The sequence below is a fragment of the Acinetobacter bouvetii genome, assembly GCF_902753875.1.
GTDB lineage: Bacteria > Pseudomonadota > Gammaproteobacteria > Pseudomonadales > Moraxellaceae > Acinetobacter > Acinetobacter bouvetii_A.
This window is the reverse complement of the sequence record NZ_CADDTS010000004.1, coordinates 129,126-148,277: the sequence shown is the minus strand read 5'-3', so window position 1 is coordinate 148,277 and position 19,152 is coordinate 129,126. Positions and strand designations below refer to the sequence as shown.

19 protein-coding genes and 1 tRNA gene are annotated in these 19,152 nt (G+C 41.8%); 12 read left to right on the top strand and 8 right to left on the bottom strand.

Annotation, left to right across the window (positions count from 1 at the left end; translation table 11 throughout):
- The first annotated feature begins 159 nt into the window (after nucleotides 1-159).
- A complete protein-coding gene (locus tag FB6_RS00970) occupies nucleotides 160-939 on the top strand; it encodes a hypothetical protein (protein ID WP_174558209.1) in 780 nt (259 codons plus the stop codon).
- A gap of 86 nt (nucleotides 940-1,025) precedes the next feature.
- Here the strand turns inward: FB6_RS00970 and FB6_RS00965 are convergent, their stop codons facing one another.
- Entirely contained in the window at nucleotides 1,026-2,906 is a 1,881-nt protein-coding gene (locus FB6_RS00965) for a potassium transporter Kup (RefSeq protein ID WP_174558208.1), read from the bottom strand.
- 121 nt (nucleotides 2,907-3,027) lie between these two features.
- On the opposite strand from FB6_RS00965, the gene FB6_RS00960 reads away from it, so the two are divergent.
- From FB6_RS00960 to ssb, 10 genes are all read left to right on the top strand, one after another.
- Nucleotides 3,028-3,118, top strand: a tRNA-Ser gene (locus tag FB6_RS00960).
- A 210-nt stretch (nucleotides 3,119-3,328) separates the two neighbouring features.
- Nucleotides 3,329-4,618, top strand: a complete 1,290-nt coding sequence (locus FB6_RS00955) for a tyrosine-type recombinase/integrase (RefSeq protein WP_174558207.1) — start codon at nucleotides 3,329-3,331, stop codon at nucleotides 4,616-4,618.
- Between the two features lie 103 nt (nucleotides 4,619-4,721).
- Nucleotides 4,722-5,471, top strand: a complete 750-nt coding sequence (locus FB6_RS00950; protein WP_174558206.1) for a hypothetical protein — start codon at nucleotides 4,722-4,724, stop codon at nucleotides 5,469-5,471.
- A gap of 118 nt (nucleotides 5,472-5,589) precedes the next feature.
- Nucleotides 5,590-5,877 carry a helix-turn-helix transcriptional regulator gene (locus tag FB6_RS00945; protein WP_174558205.1) on the top strand — a complete coding sequence of 96 codons (288 nt, stop codon included), beginning with the start codon at nucleotides 5,590-5,592 and terminating at the stop codon, nucleotides 5,875-5,877.
- 2 nt (nucleotides 5,878-5,879) lie between these two features.
- Nucleotides 5,880-6,095, top strand: a complete 216-nt coding sequence (locus FB6_RS00940; protein ID WP_174558204.1) for a helix-turn-helix domain-containing protein — start codon at nucleotides 5,880-5,882, stop codon at nucleotides 6,093-6,095.
- The gene (locus FB6_RS00935; RefSeq protein WP_174558203.1) at nucleotides 6,092-6,568 is read left to right on the top strand and encodes a Rha family transcriptional regulator; all 477 of its coding nucleotides are present in this window, start codon (nucleotides 6,092-6,094) and stop codon (nucleotides 6,566-6,568) included. Before FB6_RS00940 ends, FB6_RS00935 begins: the two co-directional genes overlap by 4 nt.
- 3 nt (nucleotides 6,569-6,571) lie before the next feature.
- Complete coding sequence (locus tag FB6_RS00930) at nucleotides 6,572-6,946, top strand: hypothetical protein (RefSeq protein WP_174558202.1); 375 nt, start codon at nucleotides 6,572-6,574, stop codon at nucleotides 6,944-6,946.
- A gap of 105 nt (nucleotides 6,947-7,051) precedes the next feature.
- On the top strand, nucleotides 7,052-9,184 hold the full coding sequence (locus tag FB6_RS00925) for a DUF3987 domain-containing protein (protein ID WP_174558201.1): 2,133 nt from the start codon (nucleotides 7,052-7,054) through the stop codon (nucleotides 9,182-9,184).
- A 289-nt stretch (nucleotides 9,185-9,473) separates the two neighbouring features.
- Nucleotides 9,474-9,986 carry a hypothetical protein gene (locus FB6_RS00920; RefSeq protein ID WP_174558200.1) on the top strand — a complete coding sequence of 171 codons (513 nt, stop codon included), beginning with the start codon at nucleotides 9,474-9,476 and terminating at the stop codon, nucleotides 9,984-9,986.
- A gap of 34 nt (nucleotides 9,987-10,020) precedes the next feature.
- Nucleotides 10,021-10,347 carry a single-stranded DNA-binding protein gene (ssb, locus tag FB6_RS00915; protein WP_174558199.1) on the top strand — a complete coding sequence of 109 codons (327 nt, stop codon included), beginning with the start codon at nucleotides 10,021-10,023 and terminating at the stop codon, nucleotides 10,345-10,347.
- A 104-nt stretch (nucleotides 10,348-10,451) separates the two neighbouring features.
- On the opposite strand, the gene FB6_RS00910 is transcribed toward ssb, so the two are convergent.
- The 6 genes from FB6_RS00910 to FB6_RS00885 form a co-directional block, all read right to left on the bottom strand.
- The gene (locus tag FB6_RS00910) at nucleotides 10,452-11,276 is read right to left on the bottom strand and encodes a hypothetical protein (protein WP_174558198.1); all 825 of its coding nucleotides are present in this window, start codon (nucleotides 11,274-11,276) and stop codon (nucleotides 10,452-10,454) included.
- Nucleotides 11,277-11,317: 41 nt separating this feature from the next.
- On the bottom strand, nucleotides 11,318-13,447 hold the full coding sequence (locus tag FB6_RS00905) for a hypothetical protein (protein ID WP_174558197.1): 2,130 nt from the start codon (nucleotides 13,445-13,447) through the stop codon (nucleotides 11,318-11,320).
- A 95-nt stretch (nucleotides 13,448-13,542) separates the two neighbouring features.
- Nucleotides 13,543-14,214, bottom strand: coding sequence for a DNA transfer protein p32 (locus FB6_RS00900; RefSeq protein ID WP_217427314.1), 672 nt, complete (start codon nucleotides 14,212-14,214; stop codon nucleotides 13,543-13,545).
- A 448-nt stretch (nucleotides 14,215-14,662) separates the two neighbouring features.
- A complete protein-coding gene (locus FB6_RS00895) occupies nucleotides 14,663-14,851 on the bottom strand; it encodes a hypothetical protein (protein ID WP_174558196.1) in 189 nt (62 codons plus the stop codon).
- Nucleotides 14,838-15,146: a hypothetical protein gene (locus FB6_RS00890; RefSeq protein ID WP_174558195.1), complete on the bottom strand. Its 309-nt coding sequence runs from the start codon at nucleotides 15,144-15,146 to the stop codon at nucleotides 14,838-14,840. The genes FB6_RS00895 and FB6_RS00890 overlap by 14 nt, the downstream gene beginning before the upstream one ends.
- A gap of 2 nt (nucleotides 15,147-15,148) precedes the next feature.
- Nucleotides 15,149-15,475, bottom strand: coding sequence for a hypothetical protein (locus tag FB6_RS00885; protein ID WP_174558194.1), 327 nt, complete (start codon nucleotides 15,473-15,475; stop codon nucleotides 15,149-15,151).
- 1,659 nt (nucleotides 15,476-17,134) lie between these two features.
- Between FB6_RS00885 and FB6_RS00880 the strand changes: the two genes are divergently transcribed.
- A complete protein-coding gene (locus tag FB6_RS00880) occupies nucleotides 17,135-18,331 on the top strand; it encodes a tyrosine-type recombinase/integrase (RefSeq protein ID WP_174558193.1) in 1,197 nt (398 codons plus the stop codon).
- A gap of 47 nt (nucleotides 18,332-18,378) precedes the next feature.
- Here the strand turns inward: FB6_RS00880 and FB6_RS00875 are convergent, their stop codons facing one another.
- On the bottom strand, nucleotides 18,379-19,152 hold the full coding sequence (locus FB6_RS00875; RefSeq protein ID WP_438819949.1) for a M48 family metallopeptidase: 774 nt from the start codon (nucleotides 19,150-19,152) through the stop codon (nucleotides 18,379-18,381).

The following is a 19,152-nucleotide window of genomic DNA, read 5'->3' as shown; positions in this document are numbered from 1 at the left end:
TTAACAAAAGCACAGTTGTTGTAACAGTCTGTCTAATTTTCTAAAGCTTTTATAAAGACTCTTAATGGCTTTGCGTATGTTTGATTGAAAAACCGATCATGACTATGACAAGGTAAAAATACGCAAAAAATCGGAATAATTATTTCTACGGAGTATTTTATGCATTCTAAGCTTTTAGGTTTAAGCCTGGTGACAGGACTCATGAGCGCAACTGCATTCGCAGAACCAGCCATCCAACCTGGCGATACTTTAGAAAGTTTATCTCATGCCAAAGTGACCACCACTGTGAATGGTCAAGCAGGTTCGATTGAAGAGTTAGTCGCAAGTGGTCAAATTCGTATTGTAGATGCAGGACAAGCAGCGGTAGCAACAGCTCAAGCCGGATCTGAATCAGAACTTCAAACCAACTCAGCTGCAAATGCCACTGCACCACAAACTGAAGCACAAGTCACAGATACGAATACTGCCGCACAAACGGCAGAACCCGCCCAGGCCGCACCTGAAGCAGTAGGGCAAACTGCTGCTGATGCGACTGCACCGCAAACAGCAGAGCTGAATACCACAGCACAACAGGCTACAAAACCTGCTCCAGAACAGCTAAATTCTTCAGCAGTTGAACAAACTGCTCAGGCAGCACCTGAAAGTGCAGATCCAATGCAGCCCAATGCTGAACAAGCTGCACAACAGGCTGAACAAGTAGCTGATCAAGAAATGGCAACTGCTCCAGCCAGTCAGCCAACTAAAGATGTAACCAATCAAGCGCTTGCTGCAGCTCCTGTGAATAATGCTGAAGCCACTGTACCCCAAGAAGCCTTTGCAGCAACCCCGGAAACAACTCAACTAGGTGATGCTGTACAAGCAGCGCCATCAGCTGAAGTAAGCGATGCACCAGTGAATGCATCTCCTGAAGCTCCGGTTACAGACAGCACAGAGAACTAATCACTCTCTTTTTCAGGCTTTCATCCTCCAAATAAAAAACCAAGGTTTTTCCACCTTGGTTTTTTATTGTCTGCAGAAAATCAGGCTTAGATTTCGATCTGACTACCTAATTCAACCACGCGGTTAGGAGGAATCTGATAAAAATCACTTACCGGACTGGTATTGCGCTGCATGGAAATAAATAATTTTTCACGCCATGGTGACAAACCCTCACCGACCGTATGAATGAGTCGATCACGAGAAATAAAGAAGCTCATTTGCATCATGTCGAATTCCAAATCCATTTGCTTGTATGCCTGTTCAAGCGCTTCAGGAATATTGGGCTGATCTTTAAAACCGTAATACATTGAAATCCGGTAAAAACGATCATCCAGCTTTTCAACATGCAGACGTTGCTCTGGTGCTACATAAGGAATATCACGGGTGATAACAGTCACCATAATGTTCAGTTCATGCAGCACCTTATTGTGCTTAATATTATGCAACATGGCATGCGGTACAATATTTGGTGTACCCGTCAGGAAGACAGCAGCACCCGGTACAAAATGGGTTTCAGCACTCATGCCAATACTTTTAATAAACAGGTCAATAGGCAGTGCATCTTTTTCCATACGTGCCAACACAATTTCCCGTCCTGTTTTCCAGGTCATCAGAATAGTATATACCGCTGCACCAATTAAAATTGGCACCCAACCGCCGGCTAAGATTTTTAATGAGGTAGATGCAACAAAAACCATATCAATTAACAGGAAAGGTACGGCAAATAAAAGTACCTTCCACACTGGCCAACGCCAAAAGCCATAGGCCAGGAATGAAATCAGAATCGTGCCGCAGAGCATGGTCATGGTCACCGCCACGCCATAAGCACTGGCAAGGTTGGCACTGTTTTCAAACAATAGAATCAGAATAACCACTGAAATAAACAGCACCCAGTTAATGAACGGCAAATAGATCTGGCCTTGTTCAACATCTGAAGTGTGATGTACAGTCAGTCGAGGTAAATAACGCAGCTGAATAGCCTGATTAGCCATAGAATACACACCGGTAATCACGGCTTGTGATGCAATCACGGCAGCTGTAGTCGCAAGACCAATCATTGGATACAAAGCCCAACCTGGAACCAGCAGGTAGAATGGGTTCGCAATTGCATCCGGATCACGCAGTAACAATGCACCTTGTCCTGCATAGTTTAAGAGCAGACAAGGCAAAACAATAAAGAACCAGGCCAGACGAATCGGTAAACGGCCAAAATGCCCCATATCAGCATATAAAGCTTCGCCACCCGTCATGGTCAAAATAACTGCACCCATAGTTAAAAATGCCACATAGGGTTGATGCACGATAAAATTAAAGGCCCAATGCGGACTAATCATGGTCAAGACAAATGGCGTTTGAATAATACTCCATAGCCCGACTGCGCCAATAGCTAAAAACCACGCCATGGTCAAAGGACCAAAGAATTTCCCCATGGTTGCTGTACCATGACGCTGTACCATAAATAGACCAGTTAAAATGCCAATCGCCAAAGGCATGAGCCATTGATTAAACATGGGGGTTGCAATACTGAGGCCTTCTATCGCCGACAGTACCGAAATTGCTGGCGTAATAATGCCATCACCAAAGAACAAGGATGCGCCGATAAACCCCAAAGCAATCAGATAAATTTTCTTGTTGTCGGCAATTCGTGTGGTTCGCAGGTTTAATGCCAATAAAGACATGATCCCGCCTTCACCATTGTTGTCTGCACGCATAATGATGGTGACATACTTATAGCTGATAGTCAGCGTAAGGCACCAAAAAATCAGCGACAATATTCCAAGAACTGATGCCTCAGTAATAGCTAAATGTGCGGTGAGGAAACATTGCCGGAGGGCATAGAGTGGACTGGTGCCAATGTCTCCAAATACCACCCCAAGCGCTGCAAGGGTAATCACAGGCAAGGCGGCTTTTTGTGCAGTACTTTGCATATTTCGTCTTCATTTTCGACACTATTTTTTCGCAATCATATCACTGAGCAAAAACTTTTGCTCTAAATCAATTGTTTCAACTTGGCAGAGCAGTTTTTTTTCGTTATTATCGCGGCGCAACGGTGAAGTGTCCGAGTGGCTGAAGGAGCACGCCTGGAAAGTGTGTATACGTTTATAGCGTATCGAGGGTTCGAATCCCTCTTTCACCGCCAAATTCGACTTTTACGGTAGTTTACCGTAGTGCAAAAGGCTTGATTCCAAAGGGATTGAGCCTTTTTTTATGCCCGATACACCACGATGGATAACTGTAGTATACCGACAACTTTGTCGGTATATTTGTCGGTATAAGTTCAAATCAGCTAAATTTTGACCACCAATCCAAAGAAGTGCTGATTTTGTACCGACAACCAGGAGAAATCAGAATGGCAAAACAGTCAAATAAGCTGACTGCTAAAGGAGTTAAGAACCTTAGCTTTGATGTGAATGGTGCAAAGAAGCAAAGACACCCTGACGGCGGTGGTCTGTATTTATTGATTGATGATACCGAAGCGAAGTATTGGCGCATGGATTACCGCCGACCAGTGACGCAAAAATATAACACCCTTGCAATTGGCACTTATCCCACTATTAGCCTTGAACAGGCACGAGCAAAGAGAGAAGAATTTAAAAAGATGCTGGCGGATGGTATCGACCCAGCCGAGCAACGAAATAATAAAAAACGCGAGCAGCTTGAAACCTTAGAGAATACTTTTAGTAAATTTGCTACCGAATGGTTAGAGCTGCGCAGACGTGAAGGAAAGGTGGACAGTGAAACGATACGCAAACTTGATAAAGATATACTCCCCTTTATTGGCAAGTTACCAGTAGCACAACTGACTACTGAGCAACTGGAGCGTGATGTGACCGATGCACTTGTAGAACGTGGTGCGCTTGAATCGGCTAGACGTGTGAAGTCAATTATAAATATGGTGCTTAAACTTCCATTAAAGCGCCGAATCATCACCTACAACCCTGCTCCAGACATTAGCCTACCTCAACCAATCAAGGGCAATCACAATGCTGTGACAGATGAGAGAGAGTTAGCCGATCTACTCCGTAAAACGTGGCGCTTAACCAAAGACTTTCCACGTACACGGATCCGAACTGAGTTAGCAATAAAGCTATCAGCGTATATTTATCAGCGCCCGGGAGAAATCAGAACCTTACTATGGGAATCAGTCGATTTCGAAAATAGATGCCTATCCTTTGCAGCAAGTAAAACCAATCAAGACCATATCGTGCCGTTATCAATTCAGGCTTACGACATTCTCAAAGAGCTTGAGGACATGCGGACCACTTCAAAATACGTCTTTCCAAGTGTCAAAACCTCATCTGAGTGTATGAGTACAGATACCCTCACCCAGGTATTAAAACGATTAGGTTTTAAAGGGAAACATACAGCTCATGGATTCCGTGCAACGGCGCGAACCCTGCTGGATGAGGAAATCGAATACAGAACCGATATTGTAGAGCATCAGCTTGCTCACAAGGTTAGAGACCCGAATGGTACAGCTTATAACCGAACCAAGTTTTTGCGCCGTCGACGCGAAATGATGCAGCTATGGGCTGATTATTTAGACACACTTCGTCAAGGCGGGGATGTATCAAGGTTTAAGCCAAATGATGATGGTGAAAATTTGATTCAATTCCAACAGAACACTAAAACCGCATAATTTTCAGTATTATTGAATAGCCAGGTATAGGAGGCATCCGACAAGCAAGCACCCAACTTGTTTACCTAGCTGCTTTTTGGGAGTGCTGTGGGAGGCACAAAACATGAGTAAGTTATTCAATGTTCCTGCCGTATTGATAGGCGAAGTCCTAACCTTAGAGGGAAAACATTACGATTTCTTCAGAAAAATATTTGATAGAGTGTGCACCCTTTCTACCAGACAAGCTAAAGATAGTGAAACAACTAGGCAGGGCTTTGAAGAGGTTTTAAAACTAGAGCATGTGCCTCACGATGATAGCCATATCAAAGCCCTTATTAATAATTTTAAGTCTTGTTCACCAGAGGGTTACTCTTCGGCTTTTTTGTTTCACTTCTACGCTCTAAACACTTTAGATGCTGCTTATAAGTACTGCTGCCAAGAAGAAGCTGAAGCTAAGGGCAAAAATTCACTCCATACATTAATTTTTGGTCCAGATACTCATAACCATCTTGTTGATGTAATCGATTATTTAGCAGATCTAGAAGAAATTTCTACAACGCATCTCACCGATAAAACAGTTAAGCACTTTATAGACAAAGCAGTAGAAAAAGCTAAAAAGGAAGCTACACAGAAAGCTACACATGAAGCGAGACAAGGTCAAAGTAAAGGCGGAAAGGTCAAAGCTGAAATTGAAGCAAAACGACTAGAGCCCGCTAAAGAGAAGTTACGAGAAATATGGGATAAAGATAATTGGACTTCAAAAGGCAGAGGGAAATATTCTGATTTTGCTAAATATATAACTTACAATGACATGGTTGATGGCGTTGATTATGATTTTATCCGCACTTACATTTCCAAATATGACAAGTTATAACTTTGAATTTTGCTAGCAGCATTACAAAACTGCTAGCACATAAATTTATTCACATATAAAACAACAAGATACTACCTCTAACGCCGTTGCACTACGACACACAGTTAGAGGTTTTTTTATGTCTAATAAACAACAGACCAATACTCCGAAAGGGTTTTACCGAATGTCTCACCTTGCGACTACTGCACCACGCAAGGAGCGCAAGTACACCGCCAAAGATGGCACAACCCGAATCATCAAAGCGCGTCCTGAGCGTCAAGGCCTTCTTCCGATGGGTGAAACAACAATCTGGGACAAGGTACGTGCTGGCGAGTTCCCCGCCCCTATCAAGTTAACTGAGCGTATCACCGCTTGGCGTATTGAAGATGTTGAAGCATGGATGGCTTCAAAAGGATTGGAGGCTTGAGCATGAGTGAAAACCATCAAAATCGGGTTTTAGCACACCTCAAAAGTGGCAGAACTCTTAGCCAAGCCGAGGCTATCAATCATTTTGAATGTTACCGCCTGAGTGCCGTGATTAAACGTTTACGCGACGCTGGGTATGACATCGTGACGCACAGCGAACCTAACATTAAGGGTAAAGGCAGCCATGCTCGTTATGAACTTAAAGAGGTGGCAGCATGAATAAAAAACTCACTATCTCCAGTCTAAAGTTTTCTAAAGATTTTGGCTTACATCATAAAAATGTACTTCGTACTATTCGTGGCTTCAAATGCTCTAAAGAATTTAACGAGCGCAACTTTGAGCTGGTTGAATACGTGGATGCTAAAGGTGAAAAACGCCCAATGTATGAAATCACTCAACAGGGCTTTACCTTCCTTATTTCTCGCACTTCAGGTCGTGTAAATGACCAATATGTTGAGATGTATATCAATGCTTATGAAGAAATGGCCCAGCAATTAAGCCATGAAGAAAAATCACTTCATTATCAGTTAAACCAATTCACTTTGCAGTATATGTATGCTGAAGATGGAGCGAGTAACGCTGGTCGTGACCTCCAATACTTGGGGAAAAAAGTTAAGCCCGAGCTGAGAAGAAAGATTCAAGAATTAATGGATAAGATTCAGTTGAAATTGCCTTTATTGGGGGGGACTTGAAGTATGAAAGACCTATCCCTAAACATATTAAAACTGTTTTTAGCCTGGGCAATAGCTGTTTTTCTTGTTGCAAGCTATGGACGTTCCGCTTATTCTAAAGACCTCTCAAAAAACGTAAGCGTCACCCCACAGCGTCATTGTGGTTTTATTGTGCCTAATTTTTGTTTAGCCTCTCAAGCTGTACAAGAATCAAGCGCAAGCATTACAGCCATGCAAACAAGGCTGAACTCCCTCTATGAGGGGATGACACGACAAAATAAGTCATTCGTGGCGAATATGTCGGGCGGTACTTACGTTCCGAGAGTGAATCCCCTCACCAGTTTATTTACTGGTGAAAATCTCAAAACTCAAAAACGTAAGGAGGCACCCCATGCCTAAATCTATTCAAACTAAAACAGCTCAAAACCATTTAGCAAATGCTCAAGTCCATCTTGAATCATTAGAAGTGGCAGTTGATGCGGTTATGAATCTACGGGGTGCAGCATGAATGCAAAACTCCCTTGTGATAAAACTGCAATCGCTTTAGTGGTCAGCACCGATCCGGTGACAGGCAACACAACCGAATATCATTCGATTGAAGATTTTGCAAAAGGCTGTATTGATGAGCAGAATTTTAAAGTTAAGCCTGAGAGCTATATTTATTCTGAATTGCCTGACTATAACTGCGAAGAATGCGAAGCACTACCCCTGGTTAATCCTGATGAATTGACTGAAGTCATCGGGTATGGAATCAGAGGAACGGCTAAAAAGTACGATACTAGCCAGACACCATGTAAAGAAATTGATTCTAAAAAAGTATCTTTTTCTATTGGCGTTGCTGGAGTGTTTGCAAGCAACACAAATAATAAATATACGCCGTATGTTCTAGGTACAGACAATATAGATTTATTTGTGAAACTTGCTAAGGCTGGAGAGGCCATTGTGCTTCATAAAGATATTGATGCAGCATATCAGATTATAAACAACGGTATGCCTGAATCAATATTTAGAATGATGGTGGGCTTTAATTCATCCAAACATAATCAGGATTTATTTGTTCAGGTAAATGAGAGTTTTAAGACACTTTCAACAAATCAGATTAAGCATTTTTTTACCGAAAAAAAGCAGCAAATCATAAAATCAATTGAATCTGACTCATTTGTACAGCCTCAAGTTGAGGAGATGCCAGCGGATCGGAAAGTTGAAAAGCTGGATACTTGGCAGACCCCAATCAGTTTAAGAAATGACACCCTGATTCAATCAAAACCTTATCCAATTGATGAGCTGCCGGAAATCGTTAGAAATGCAATCCTTGCTGCTGCTGAATATGCCCAAGCTCCCTTAGCAATGGCAGCTCAATGCGTTTTAGCCAGTATTTCATTTTTAGCACAAGGTAAGGTGAATGCACCCAGAGAAACCAATAGAGAAGGAATGCCCTGCTCTCTATTCTTTTTAACTGAAGGTGGTAGCGGCGGGCGTAAGTCATCTTGTCAAAAGTTGGTTGAGCTGCCGATCCGGGAGCATGAACGTCAGCAGAATGACGAGTATAAAAAGGTGCTGGGGGATTGGAATGCCAGATCAAAGACAATTGAATCAAAAGAGTTCGCTCAATGGGCTTTAGATAATCCAAAACCTACCGATCCGACCAGTATTTTTTCAGACATTACCATCGAAACATTAACCAAATTTTATATTAAAGGAGTAGTTAAAAATGCTTCGTTAAGTAGTGATGAGGCCGGACAGTTCTTTGATGGTCACACAATGAAAGGCGACACGGCCAAAAGTGCGTTAGGTGCATTTACCAAGTTATTTGATGATGGTTATTGTCAGAGAAACCGCGCGTCATCTGATGATAATGGAACGGCTTATGATGTCCGCTTGACCTTCAACTTACTTGGGCAACGTGCTGTATTGGCTGGAGCTTTAAACGATCCGACATTAAGGGGACAGGGCTTTTTACCTCGATTCATTTTAACCGCTCCAGAGAGCATTGCTGGACAAAGGACTCATACGGTTGAGTTTAGACAAAAGCTGAAAAACTCACACAACGACCCTCGATTAACTAAATTTTGGAATCGCTGTAGAGATATTTTAAAAGACGAGCTACCTGTCCTCTTGAATGATTCCGGGGAGGTTCCATACTTTCCAGTGATGCAGCTATCAAATGAAGCTGAGTTACTGGACCTTGAGTTTTACAATGAGTGCGAGATTCTACAAGGTAGTGGAAAACAGTTTGAATTTATGCAGCCTTTTGCTAGTCGTGCAAATGAGCTTGCCAGACGTTTAGGAACTGTCCTGGCTTACTTTGAAAACAAGTCTGAGATTGATTCTGAAATCATGCAGGCAGCTTGTGCTGTTATTAGACATTCATTGTCTGAGTGGTTCCGGTATTCGGATATTGAGGTTGCTGATGAAAGTGATTCTGAAAAATTGATTAAGTACCTTTTAACTAAATGTAAAAAGGAAAAAACCGACCGACTGCAAAAAACGGTAGCAATGAAAGGAGCACCACTTCAGATAAGAAAATCAAAGGAATTTGACCCTTGTCTAAATGAGCTGATCGAGTTCAATTATGTGCGACTGGTGACAATTAACCGCTCCACTTACATTGAATTAAATCCAGCATTGCTGAAATAGTTGCGATTTTGCGATTTATGGCTGAAACCATTATGTAGCAAGGTTTTCCATGTCGCAAAGGGGGTGCGATTCCAATGCGATGTATGCGACATGAACCGGTAAAAATCGCACGTGCCGCATACGAATCGCAAGGGTAATGCGATGCGGAAAGCTATACAGGACAAGGCTTACAAGGAAAAATCGCAAAATCGCAAGAAATCTAGGAAAATATAAATTAATAGGTCTGAATAATGGCAAATTTAAATAAAGCAATGGTGGCAGACCAACTGGATTTATTTAGGAGTCTGGCATGAGTATTAAAAGGGCACTTGAGCTCATCATGGCAGCTAAATCATTTCAATGCGTTTTATATCCTGATCCACCCAATGGCATACGATGGGCCAGCCAAAAAATGCCACCAGATGAATTTTTAGATGATTTGAGGGTGAACAAAGCATCACTGGTTGAATACTTCAGTTATACAGACAGAGATTTAACGCCGTTTTTTGTTCGTGCGTTTGATGGGTACCTGTACTGTCTTAACCAGGTAAACAAAGGTGCCAGCAATATCGGCAGATCAGCTCACCCAGTATCTACCTTGTATTGGCGTTTCACAGTTAAGGAAGCTCTACAGCTCAGCAATCCAGAGTTAGAACTCATTGAAAAGTTTTTAATAGAAGAGAAATGCCTTAAATATCTGGACGACTCTAGAACCGAATTAATCACACCAGAGCAAGAACAGCAAAAATACTCACCGGATAGGGATGCAGGTACCGCATTCAATGACTTGCTGAGCAAACGTAGACAGTTCATTTATTGCTGACGAACAAACGATTTAAGAATAAAAGGAAAATAGAATGGCGAACTTAAACAGAGTCACAGTGATGGGCGTATTGGGCCGTGACCCTGAAACAAAACAATTTCCCAACGGTGGCAGCGTTACCACGTTCAGCGTGGCTACTACCGACTTCTGGAAGGACAAGACCACAGGCGAACGCAAAGAGGCCACAGAATGGCACAGAATCACCACCAACAACCGTTTAGCCGAGATTGCGAGTAAGTACCTCAAGAAAGGTGGAAAGGTATTTATCGAAGGCAGTCTAAAAACTAGGAAGTGGAAAGACGGTAAAGGGATAGAGCGCGAGATAACGGAAATCAAAGCTGAAACGCTGCAATTACTTTAAATGAATAGCCCCCTTAGCTGGGGCTTTTTAATGTCTTAGATTCGATTAGATCGGCACAGTCTAATTAGACAATGAAGGCTCAATTTTGAGCTTTGATTGGTGGCTTATACCTTAAAGATTAATATGACCAGTAAAATGATCAGCACATAGTTCAATGAGTTAATCTTTTTCAATTCGTTAAATATGTGTTTTGGGAAATTATTTCTCTCTTTATCGATTTCATCAAGAAGCGTAACTTCGTTATTTGACTGTTCTCGATCAAGTCTGTCTTCTAAGGACCATACATCGTCAATCCATTCCCCTTTCTTCACATACTTGGGTTTTGAGGATGAAATATAAAAACAGCCAACCTTTACGCTATCCAGGTCATGCTTAATAAGAAGCACCTTCAGATCTTCCCCACCTACTTCTTTTCGCTCAGTTGAGTAATCCAGATTATCTAAATCATAGTCAATGCTTATGACGTGGCCCTTATTTCTCTCCCGACTCTCAAGAATCTCATCATCAGTGACATGCTTCACCAGCTCAATGATAAGAGTCGTAAACTGATCATCGACCATGCTTTTAATAAATTCAAACTGCTCAAAACTAAAATTAAGGTCACCGATGTATAGGGTTCTGTCATGAATACTCACAAATGGATTTGCGAGTAAATTATTATCGTTTTTATCAAATACGTTAATGCTTACAGCAATGCTATCCGCCGTATTCCCCTGGTGAATACTTGTGGTAGCGTCTTTATCATCAAAAATAATCAGATCTTTGTCTGTCAGTAAGTCTTTAACACTCCCCTTGATGCTTAGCTGAAATCCTCTCTTTGGGGGAATGTACTCCAGACCTTCTTTATCGCGGTATTTGGCTGGTTCAAGGTGTGCGCTTTGCACAATGTCGGCTTTGCTTAATTTGATGTTTAATTTTAAATTGTTCATATTATTCCCCTGCCTAAGCAAGGGAATATATAACACAAATACTAATCTTTTGCTGTTTTGGCTCCAACGGTAGCGCCACCAACAGCCCCAAGTTTTTGAGCCTGAATCAGTAGATTGGCCATCTGTGGGGAGTTCGGTGGAACATCCTTGGCAGCAAGTAATATCCGCTTTCCTGCTTCAGTGGTAAACAGCGCCTTAGCAATAGCAGAAACTCCAGCACCCTGAGCAGCAAGGGTAGGATTCACACCAGCACCCAATCCAAAAGCAATACCGACCAGTCTGTTTCCTGTTGGTGGGTTTTCAGCATACTGGCCAGCTCGCTCAACATGGCGCATGAGCTTAACAAAGCCATCCATCTGAGCTTTATCGCCACCAGTGAAGATATTGTTATACGGCGCTCCCAGTCGCTCAAATTCTTGAGCAAACTTGGCAGGGCTGAATACATCCCTGTTTGAGTCCCATGCTTTATCAAAGGCATTTTCAGCCATCTGATAGCGCAATGCGGCCTGTCCTTTTGGGTCTAGGTTTTTGTAGAAGTTCGCAGCCTTGTCACCCTTTCCGGCCTTCATGAACTGATTGAAAATCTGATCCGGCTCAGTGCCGCGCAAGGCATTAGCAAATGCTTTATCCTTTCCTTTCTGAAGTTGCTTATACAGTGCATTAGCTTTCTTCAGCTCCCCTAGTAGTCTGGTGTTTCCAGATCCTTGAGCAAAATCCAAAAGGTCATCATCAATAGCGGTTTTGATCTGAGTGAATGCGGATGTGCTTTTCCCTTGGCGTCCCCACTCATCAGTTAATTTCCCAAGTCGAGATTGTACGGCGCGCATCTCTTTGAAGTCTTTTTTGATATTAGCGTCAGCAAGACTTTTACGAATACCGAGCAACTCCCCTTGCAGCTCCTTGTTGGGGATAACCTTGGAATCATTAGCAATGATGTCATCAATCACCTGAACGGTCTTATTTGGAGCTATAGCGCCGTCACCAGCCAAGTTCTGTACTCGATCATACATTTGCGATGCAACACGCTGACCACGCCAATTTTTAATCTCTGCTGCAGCTTGTAGAACCTTACCAGTGTCATCACCAGCATCATTCACCATACCGAGAATGCGGATAGCGTTTCTATCGCCCGTATTGGCCGCTGCTTGAATATTCGGGATAGCCTTGTAGTCGATATCGTCCAACTTGGTTTTAAGGCCATCAAGGACCTTTGTGGCTGCATCCTTCACCTGTGCCTGTTGGGCCTGTCTGAACTTGGACGTACCAACCATGGGGATTGATTCCATAGCAACTTCAGATTTCTGCACCAATGGATTTTTACCAATATCCCCCACGGTGGTCTTAACACCAAATTGCTTCCCTAGATCATCAACTTCCTGAGCGCCTGGCACCATGCGACCTTGTTTAATATTGACCGCCTTAGTTACACCATCCCCGACCTTCTTAGCAACACCAGCACCAACCGCACCCCCAATAGCGCCATTTCTCATACTCTTGAGACGTTCTGCATTATTCTCATGTACGCCAGTTGCGCCAATCAATCCACCAAGCGCAGCATTTTCGCCAAGAAATGCCGCACCTGCTTTTGACATAAGTGGGGTTCCAGATTTAAGCACGCCAACACCACCACTCGCCATAGATAATGGAATGGTTGTTGCTATATCTGTTCCGATCCGCCAATAATCAGGGCCTTGATTGTTAGCTTTGCGTACAGTTTCATGGTTTTTATTTGCTGTTTTCAGCCCTCTAGTGACACCTTCATAAGAATCGGTACGTAGATTGGTTCCAGCAACTTTATTGATTCCCTTGCTAATTTTATCCCCTACATATGAGAACCCTTGTAATGCTGGCGCACCCTTATCAGCAAGACTGAGCAAAACAGATTCCCATGGCTGGGTTGGACCTTGCTTCTTGAGTGCTTCCTGTTCACGTTTTTGGCGTGCTTCTTTGGTGTTGTCGAAAGGCTGGTAATTTCTTTTAGGTTTTGAATCAACAAATTTAACTTTTAAGCCAAGGTCTTGTGCAATTTGCTCTTGCGTATATCCGGCGGCTCTTGCTCGTTTTGTGCTTTCATTAAAATCTGGAGTTTTCCTTAATTCATTCCAGATTTCAAAATCTTTATAGCCTGCTGCTTTCGCATTTGCTATTTGTTGCAGGGTTTTTGTAGCCATACACTTAATCTCTTATTATGTAGGGCTATGGATGCGGCTTTAAAGTCTTATACAAATTCCACACCATCACCCTATTTAAACATTACACACCTAGCTTAAACTACGCCTTTTCCTTTCATCATTGCGTAAGCTGCTGCCATGCTTCCCATATTATCTGCTGTATTAGTCCATTGATTCGCACTTGCGACCTGCCCGGCTGCAATCGAGTTAGCCGCCGCCATCGTATTATTCGCCACCGCTTGACCTGTTTGCATTCCAGCGTTACCAACCTGTGCCGCAGCGTTTTGACCCATACCAATAATGTTTGATAATCGGTTGTAGCGGTTGGTTTGGTCTGCATTAAACCGGTTGTATGCATTCCCATATTCCTGACTTGCTGATTGCTGGCCGAAGTCTTGCAGGGCTTTTAGTGTGGCACCGCTCAATAGTCCGCCTTTCGCTGCCGCACTTGACTGAATTGCATCTTGACCTTGTTGTAGACGGAATTGATAACTCGGGTCGCCATAAATATCCTGTCCAGTGTACGTCTGGTTGAAATAACCATTGGCACCCATCTGATCCATCATTTGAGAAAGTGATGTTGTGCCAGCCTGTTTATATGGATCTAAATCCTGACGAGTCTGATCGTACATGTCCCATTGAATTTGACTTGCTCGATCTGCTGATGCTGCTTGTGTTTTTGCTGCTTTTGATGCCTGTTTACTACCGTATGCACTACTGGCGGCGCTTGCTACTGCTGCTGCTCCGACCATTGCTGCTGCTACCATATCAATCTCCTAATCGTATTTATTTCACCTTTTGACTACTAAAAACATTCAATAATTTGCTCTTTAAAGGTGCTCATTTTCGGCTATTAATTTCTTAATAACTGGCTACTATTTTACCATGCATATCAATATATTTAATTATATTTTTCAATAATTTATGTAAGCTATTACATGCAAAATGGCTGTATTTTTAGGGGGTGTTTTCTGGTCAAAATGATGGAGAATTAAGAGGTTTTTATGGGGTGGTTTTATTATAGGTTTTAGAGATGAATCATAAAATTATGGGTATGTGCTGAATGTCCGTACTTTTGATCATTTTTTATACGTGGACTATGTTACTACATCAAAATTTTACTGTTACCACATCAAAACCTGTATATACCTTTTTTTGTTACCACATCAAAACGTGAACGTTTTTTTGTATAAGTACAGGCATTAAAAAAGCTCACTATTGTGAGCCTTTCTTTTGTGTCATATCTTCATTCAATTTTTCTTTAACCCATCCGCTAAAATCATCGAGATTATTGGCATGAGTCAATAGATCGGCATCGTGTGGATTCTCAGTGTTGAAGCTGACTAGCTTTTGCTTGCGCTTTTTCTCATAGCGAGTTTTGGGCGTGTCGTTAGGCTTGTTCATGCACTGGCCCTTTGTAGTCAAAAGCCGTAGGCAGAATTTTGTTAATCATGTCTAGTTTAGTTTGAATATCCCAAAGAAGGTTTTGCATGTGTTCATTGTTCATGTTGCACACAGTTTGTTTATCCTCTTGCTCATATTGGCACACCCCAATAGTTGCTAATGTTTTAGCCTGAGTTACCAAAGAATGGATTACATCCTGAGCATTTAAATAATTGGCATCTGCATGGGGGATATAAAATTCCTCAACATTGCATAGGCTTGGGTTATATGGTTTTTGGGGATTTAGGTTAGACATGATTAAGCCTCCATAGCCGTCAATGCTGCAATGCGCTGTTTATGTTTTTTCTGCCATGTAGCCCAAAACTTGTTAGGGGTGTTTTTCATGGCCCCGTCAATATGTGTAATCCCCTCAATACACACTAGCTCACTATCAGGTTTTTTTGACTGCATGGTTTTAGCAAACTGTTGTGCTTCTTCAAACGAGTAAAAAGGGGCATTCCAGGTTCCCATGAGATGCTTATCATCATCTAAAGATACTGCGAAATAATGGCAATAACGTACATTATCTGCCCATGCAGCAAGCCATGCTTTTGTTTCTTCACTTAATTGACTTTGATTTGTCATTGTGTACCCCTTAGTAGATTATTCATTCAATATATCGTATATACGATATATTAATCAATAGATAATTACTGCAATTTTTAGGTTTTTAAATGTGAGGTTTTGTGAGGTTGTGAACTCAGGATTTACGCCGTTTGCAATGTTAAGTTTTGATAAGTCCGAGCAGTAAACGGAAAGTAGTATTTTGTAGTAGTACGGACCGTAATCTAACCGTCCTGATTTCAAGTTTTATCAAGTTATCAATGTCAGGTTTTGTCAGGTTCAAACCATAACATTTGTTAACAGGCAGCACCGCAAAATATGCCGTAATGGTGCCGTAATGATTTCAGGTTCAACCTTAGGATTACTTAGGATTTACGCAGTCTGCAACCATAGGTTTTGATAGGTTCTGACTAACATTTACTAACAGGTGCAGTATTTTAAATCTCAGGTTTTATCAGGTTCAAACCTTATCAATTCTTAACAGTGCAGCAGAAAAACATGCCGTAATGAAAGTGAGGTTTTGTGAGGTTCAAAGCGTTTGAGCTTCAACACCCTGGGCATCTTTGAATATTAGGTTTTATAAGGTTCAACATCATGACGGCGCAAAATTGCGTTGTCTAAACTCTAGTTTTCCCTAGTGGCAGCCAGTGCAAAATTGCGTTCGCTAACCTGAAGTTTTCCGTAGTAGTGATTAACTACGAAACTTTCGTACAGTCACCGGCCCTCATGCTCAGATGTGAGCAACGGTATCCCAAAAATTTGGGAGATGGATCCAAATCTGGATAGGGGTAGTTCCTTAAAATTTAGGAGTAACTTTCACCAGTGATGAAAGATGAAAGGAACTTTTCCCCCATTGGAGGATATGAGCAAACTTGCTCACATCTCAAACGCGACCAACTGACTAGCTCAAAGATAGCCTGTTCAATCTCCAATTAATTTTGGAGATACCCCGAAACTTCGGGAGATTGATTTCACCAGGGAGCATGTTCACCCCAAAGGATACCGTAAAGTTATCCTGGTAATACTGGATCAAGCCTATTGTCTATCTTGCTCAGACTCTAAATCTGACCAAGTTAATTCGGCATTTGAAATGTAGATTTAAAATCTGAAATTCAACTGACCAACTCAAAGTTGGTTAGTGAGTAGCTTAAAGATACCCTGTGACTGAGTTACTTAAAGTCACTCAGTGCAGCATCACCGATATAGTCGGGTATGTCACCAATTTAAGGATTGGATTTAAAATCTGACCCTACCCGGTCCAATAAATGGAGCAGCAACTCACATGCTTATTCTTTATATTTTTTTAAGCTAAAAACTCAATTCCATATTCAAAAACACCCAAATTGAGAGAGAAGGAATCTAATTGACGATACGTGTACCGACATCACAACTTTTTCCACTTGTCGGTATATTTGTCGGTATATTTAAAATTATCCAAATTTATTATTAATTATTTCAGTATCTTATGTCGTTGTTATGACTTCCTCTTTCACCGCCAAAATTCATTCCGATCATGTCCAGCGGAATACTCAAAGGCTTAAATCTAAAGGGTTTAAGCCTTTTTTCTTGTTTTAAGGAATCCTGCCTCATCCAAAGTAATCCCCCATAATGAGGGGGACAATTGGGGGATGAATTAGTTATAATGATTTTCGTCCCCCAATTTGTACGGATTCAGCTCAAATGCTTACCGATGCTCAAGTTAGAAAAATCAAACCACTTGATAAGAAAAAACGATATTCAGATGAAAAAGGACTATATTTAGAGGTTACACCTGCAGGTGGACGATTCTGGCGTTTAAAGTATCGGTTTAATGGTCGGGAAAGTACTTTAACAATTGGAAGCTATCCTGAAATTTCACTTGCTCAAGCACGCCGTGCCCGTGATGAAGCACGTATTCAGCTTTACAAAAACATTGATCCAAATGCTGTAAAAAATGAGCGACTGCAACAAACAGATGAAAATTTACTTTTCAAATCTCTTGCCATGGAATGGATGGAAGATCGTAAAGCCGTTATTAAAGAAACAACTTACTTACGTGATTTATCTGTATTTGAAAAGGATCTATTCCCTGCTTTAGGTGAAATGCCTATCGATCAGATTAAAGGTAAAGACGTACTTGCCTGTGCAAAAAAAATTGAAGAACGTGGTGCACAGGAAATGGCGAAACGTTCAATTCCTTTAGCTGGTCGAATTTTTCGTTTTGCTATCCGTAAAGGCATTATTGAAAATGATCCAACACCTCACCTTCAAGAAGCTTTAAAACCTCGTAAAGTGAAGCATATGGCTCGCTTGGACATTTCCGAGTTCCCGCCTTTTCTAGAACGAATGGATCGCTACCATGGGAATCCAATGATTAAAACAGCGATTCAGCTTATGACTTTAACTTTTGTACGTACAGCTGAACTCAGAATGATGGAATGGGATGAAATCGATTTTGAAACTAAATTATGGCGAATTCCTGCTGACAAAATGAAAATGGCCCAGCCTCATATCGTTCCTTTATCTAAACAGGCTATCGAATTATTGGAAGAACTACGGCCTCTCACTGGTAACAAGCAATATGTTTTTTATAACCATAGTACGGCCAAGCCTATGAGCAGCAATGCGCTTTTATGCGTGATCCGCACGATGGGTTATAATGGAAAAATGACAGGTCATGGATTCCGTGGTTTAGCTTCAACCACACTACACGAACAAGGCTATATGCATGATGCCATTGAAATTCAGTTAGCACATAGAGTCGGTAATGCCGTGTCTCAAGCATACAATCATGCTCAGCACCTTGAGTATCGAACCAAGATGATGCAGGAATGGTCAGACTTTATCGACAGTTTACGGAACAAGGTTATCCCTTTTCCTAAGAAAAAACAGGCTTAGAACTTAATAAATAATCATACTGGACTGCTCCCAGACACAAGACAGCCTCATTTTGAAGCTGTCTCAAATGCTTTTGGGCTAATTCCATTTAAAAATCGATTCGCCATCCCATCCAATTGTTTCTTGATCTTTTCCCAATCCGGCTGCACCTGCGTCATCAACTGATAAAAACGCTCGCTATGGTTGTGCTCAGCTAAATGGCACAGCTCATGCAAAATCACGTAATCAATGCATTGTACTGGTGCTTTAACCAGGTAAGGATTCAATGTAAGCAGCCCTTTAGGAGAACAACTGCCCCATTGTGTCTGCATAGTCAAAATACGAAATGCTGGACATTCAGCAACCCACAATGCGCGTTCCAGTACATGATCCAAACGCTTTGCGAAGACATTCTTAGCTCTGGTTTTGTACCAATCTTCCAGCAGAATCTGAACTTTGTTCGCACTTTTCTGATGCACAGTCACTTCCAGTTTGCCACGTAACAACTTGACACCTTGAGGATGCTGCGGATCTTCCAAGACTTTCAGTTGATACTGTTTGCCGAGGTAATAGTGACTTTCTCCGCTAACATACTGACGAGGTGTGATAAATTCCAGTTGCTGACGAAATTCACGTAATTGCTGATAAATCCACCGACTACGTTTCTGCACAGCTTTAAGCACCTCAATATCCTCAGCTTGTTCAGGTGCTGAGACCACTACACGACAATCTGGATGCACTTTAATCAAAATTTTATCAGAGGTATTTGTCCGTACAGCCCTTTCACAAGAAATGGTTTCATCACCATAAGTGAAACTGAGCATCTTGTGATGTATTTGCAC

What these genes read in the sequence shown, in the direction of transcription:
- FB6_RS00970 (WP_174558209.1), top strand. Translation starts at nt 160, where the DNA reads ATGCATTCTAAGCTTTTAGGTTTAAGCCTGGTGACAGGACTCATGAGC.
- FB6_RS00965 (WP_174558208.1), bottom strand. Translation starts at nt 2,906, where the DNA reads ATGCAAAGTACTGCACAAAAAGCCGCCTTGCCTGTGATTACCCTTGCA.
- FB6_RS00955 (WP_174558207.1), top strand. Translation starts at nt 3,329, where the DNA reads ATGGCAAAACAGTCAAATAAGCTGACTGCTAAAGGAGTTAAGAACCTT.
- FB6_RS00950 (WP_174558206.1), top strand. Translation starts at nt 4,722, where the DNA reads ATGAGTAAGTTATTCAATGTTCCTGCCGTATTGATAGGCGAAGTCCTA.
- FB6_RS00945 (WP_174558205.1), top strand. Translation starts at nt 5,590, where the DNA reads ATGTCTAATAAACAACAGACCAATACTCCGAAAGGGTTTTACCGAATG.
- FB6_RS00940 (WP_174558204.1), top strand. Translation starts at nt 5,880, where the DNA reads ATGAGTGAAAACCATCAAAATCGGGTTTTAGCACACCTCAAAAGTGGC.
- FB6_RS00935 (WP_174558203.1), top strand. Translation starts at nt 6,092, where the DNA reads ATGAATAAAAAACTCACTATCTCCAGTCTAAAGTTTTCTAAAGATTTT.
- FB6_RS00930 (WP_174558202.1), top strand. Translation starts at nt 6,572, where the DNA reads ATGAAAGACCTATCCCTAAACATATTAAAACTGTTTTTAGCCTGGGCA.
- FB6_RS00925 (WP_174558201.1), top strand. Translation starts at nt 7,052, where the DNA reads ATGAATGCAAAACTCCCTTGTGATAAAACTGCAATCGCTTTAGTGGTC.
- FB6_RS00920 (WP_174558200.1), top strand. Translation starts at nt 9,474, where the DNA reads ATGAGTATTAAAAGGGCACTTGAGCTCATCATGGCAGCTAAATCATTT.
- ssb (WP_174558199.1), top strand. Translation starts at nt 10,021, where the DNA reads ATGGCGAACTTAAACAGAGTCACAGTGATGGGCGTATTGGGCCGTGAC.
- FB6_RS00910 (WP_174558198.1), bottom strand. Translation starts at nt 11,276, where the DNA reads ATGAACAATTTAAAATTAAACATCAAATTAAGCAAAGCCGACATTGTG.
- FB6_RS00905 (WP_174558197.1), bottom strand. Translation starts at nt 13,447, where the DNA reads ATGGCTACAAAAACCCTGCAACAAATAGCAAATGCGAAAGCAGCAGGC.
- FB6_RS00900 (WP_217427314.1), bottom strand. Translation starts at nt 14,214, where the DNA reads ATGGTAGCAGCAGCAATGGTCGGAGCAGCAGCAGTAGCAAGCGCCGCC.
- FB6_RS00895 (WP_174558196.1), bottom strand. Translation starts at nt 14,851, where the DNA reads ATGAACAAGCCTAACGACACGCCCAAAACTCGCTATGAGAAAAAGCGC.
- FB6_RS00890 (WP_174558195.1), bottom strand. Translation starts at nt 15,146, where the DNA reads ATGTCTAACCTAAATCCCCAAAAACCATATAACCCAAGCCTATGCAAT.
- FB6_RS00885 (WP_174558194.1), bottom strand. Translation starts at nt 15,475, where the DNA reads ATGACAAATCAAAGTCAATTAAGTGAAGAAACAAAAGCATGGCTTGCT.
- FB6_RS00880 (WP_174558193.1), top strand. Translation starts at nt 17,135, where the DNA reads ATGCTTACCGATGCTCAAGTTAGAAAAATCAAACCACTTGATAAGAAA.